At 34.2% G+C, this 2,420-nt stretch carries 3 protein-coding genes; all 3 read right to left on the reverse strand.

Annotation, left to right across the window (positions count from 1 at the left end; genetic code table 11):
* Nucleotides 1-180 precede the first annotated feature (180 nt).
* Nucleotides 181-717: a restriction endonuclease subunit S gene (locus tag FD23_RS08570; RefSeq protein WP_025896531.1), complete on the reverse strand. Its 537-nt coding sequence runs from the start codon at nt 715-717 to the stop codon at nt 181-183.
* Nucleotides 714-1,685 (reverse strand): site-specific tyrosine recombinase/integron integrase, encoded by a 972-nt coding sequence (gene xerA, locus FD23_RS08575; protein ID WP_025896533.1) that lies wholly within the window; start codon nt 1,683-1,685, stop codon nt 714-716. The genes FD23_RS08570 and xerA overlap by 4 nt, the downstream gene beginning before the upstream one ends.
* Before the next feature lie 73 nt (nt 1,686-1,758).
* Nucleotides 1,759-2,337, reverse strand: a complete 579-nt coding sequence (locus FD23_RS08580) for a restriction endonuclease subunit S (RefSeq protein WP_155445211.1) — start codon at nt 2,335-2,337, stop codon at nt 1,759-1,761.
* Between the last annotated feature and the right edge of the window lie 83 nt (nt 2,338-2,420).

A 2,420-nucleotide genomic window follows, 5' to 3' on the forward strand; every position in this document is an offset into this window, starting at 1 on the left:
TTTTTGTGCTCTGATCCAGTGAAAACGATTTTTCTTACTGGATCGGAACAGTGTTCAGTTTAATTTTACAATCGGCGCAAATTATATTTATTTTGATACACTGCAAAGAGAAATAGATCATTTAAATACTGAAAATGAGATTCTCTACAGAATAAAGCATTCCTTACTAAACCATTACTTCTAAGCAGCTAAATTATCATTTATTTGCTTATTTAGTCTGATCTTATCATCCAGTGCTCTTAACTGTTTTGCAATTGATTGTTGTTCTTGAATATTAGGCAAATCTAGCTTGTATTCAAGAATCGCATCTTTTTGTGCTCTTTGACGACCTGAAGTGCCAGTCATTGACTTAATAACTACATTTCTAAAGTCTTGGGAAATACTCAAGTAGTATAAATAATAAGGATCAATCAATCCTTTTTTTGCTCTTAACACAAAGTATTCTGTAGATCCAAATGCAACTTCATCTTTATCCAATATGTTAACTAATGCCGTCTTCCCGTTTTCTAAGCAAGGCGTGATTCTTGCTAACAAAATGTCATTATTACGAAATTTTGCACCTCCAGAATACTTTTCATATGAAAAGGTAGGTATATCTCGAGTAAATGGCTTTAAGTCTGTCATTGATATCTTTCTAGCAATTGTATTTTTTACAATTGATTCTTTAGGATTTAATTCAAGAACATCGCCTAATCTAACTTTCATCTTGTCTATCACCCTATATACCTTCTATGTGCATTTTTTACATTTTGCTGCTTAACCATTGCATAATGCAGAGTTGTATCAATTCGACTGTGTCCCAACAATCTCTGTAGTTGTTCTATCGGCATCCCCTTATCAATTGCTTTTGTAGCAAGTGTTCTTCTAAATTTATGAGGATATACTGCAGATATTCCCAACTTTTTTCCTATATGCTTCAATCGTGATTCTACACCACTTATTGTTAATCGGTTGTGTGGCCATTTTAGTCCTACAAACAGAGCTTCATTAGCATCATCCCTTGATTCCAAGTATCTCTGCAAGTGGAGTTTTGACCTTGCATCAAAGTATGTCACTCTTTCTTTTGAACCTTTACCAAAGACAATACATTCTCTTTCCTGAAAATTTATATCCTGCCTATTTAGAAGAACCAACTCTCCCACACGCATTCCGGTTGAAGATAGGAAATCAATCATAGCCAGATCTCTAAGGTTATTGCAGCCGTCCCTCAGTTTCTCTAGTTCCTCGTCAGAATATGTTTCTTTTACCGTTTTCACTACTCTAACTTTGTGAATTCTTCTAATTGGGCTTTTTACAATATAGTCTTCATCTTCAAGCCAGTTGAAAAAACTAGATAGAATACGCCGGATATTATCAATCGTTACTTTGCTTGAATTGTGAGCAGTCTGATAATCCGTTAAGTACTTTCTTAACTGATCAGTTACAATTTCAATGGCATTAGAACCTATTTTAGACAAAGCTTTAACAATTGTTGCTCTATAGTACGCCAATGATTTCTCCGAGCATCCTTCTGCCCTCTTGGCTGCAAAATATTTTGCTAATAATTCTTGGTTACTCAGCTCTTCATCCTCATAACCAACGGTAGAAATATTCTTCTTCAAAACATCTTGTAAATATCTCAATTGCAGATTATTCAGATGAGGTAGCATTCCACGGATAATCTGATCAGCTTCTTCTTTTTTCACAGCACTCAATCCTTTTTTGATGATAGAGTACTATTTTTTGTACAGTTGTGCTACTAAATGATAATTTAGTGGCTTAGAAGTACTTAGATAATAGTTGTTGTTTCATTTGATATAAAACTCTGTTTTCATGTCGAATAGCTATCTTTTGACTGTACATTGGGCTCAAAGTGGTATTTAATTCAATCATTTCGTCATGCGTTGGAATTTTCACAAGTGAACTATGTAAATCTGATCTCTTTATGTGGCCCATAGTTGTAGCTTTTGATTTTGCTATATTTTGAAAAGATTTAAGGTAATACTTTGTCCATTCAAACACAAACCAATATGGATATTTTGAAGAAGTAACTTTAAAAAGATGTTGATTTAGTCCTGCTTCACCTCCGGCCCAGATATCAAGAGTTAACGTTCCTGACCAAGAAAAAATGATATCACCTGTATTTACTTTGACAGACTGATCAATGTTTGAGGTACAATAGTCTGAATTTTCGTCGGTATCACCTTGGTTTAATTCTCGAATTTTTACAACTGGTAAGCCAATTTCGTTATTTTGAGGTCGAAATTTTTGCATCGCTAAACCATTAGTATACTTAGCAACATGGTCTAGCGGGCATTTGACATCACTTGACGAATTGAGGATCCAACGATCGAAAATAACGGTTCAGTATAAATTCTTGTGTAAATAGAAAATAGGCAACAAAAAAGAAGGGTTGTCCCTTACAATGTTAATAACGACAA

The sequence above is a fragment of the Lactobacillus delbrueckii subsp. delbrueckii DSM 20074 = JCM 1012 genome (assembly GCF_001433875.1).
Lineage (GTDB): Bacteria > Bacillota > Bacilli > Lactobacillales > Lactobacillaceae > Lactobacillus > Lactobacillus delbrueckii.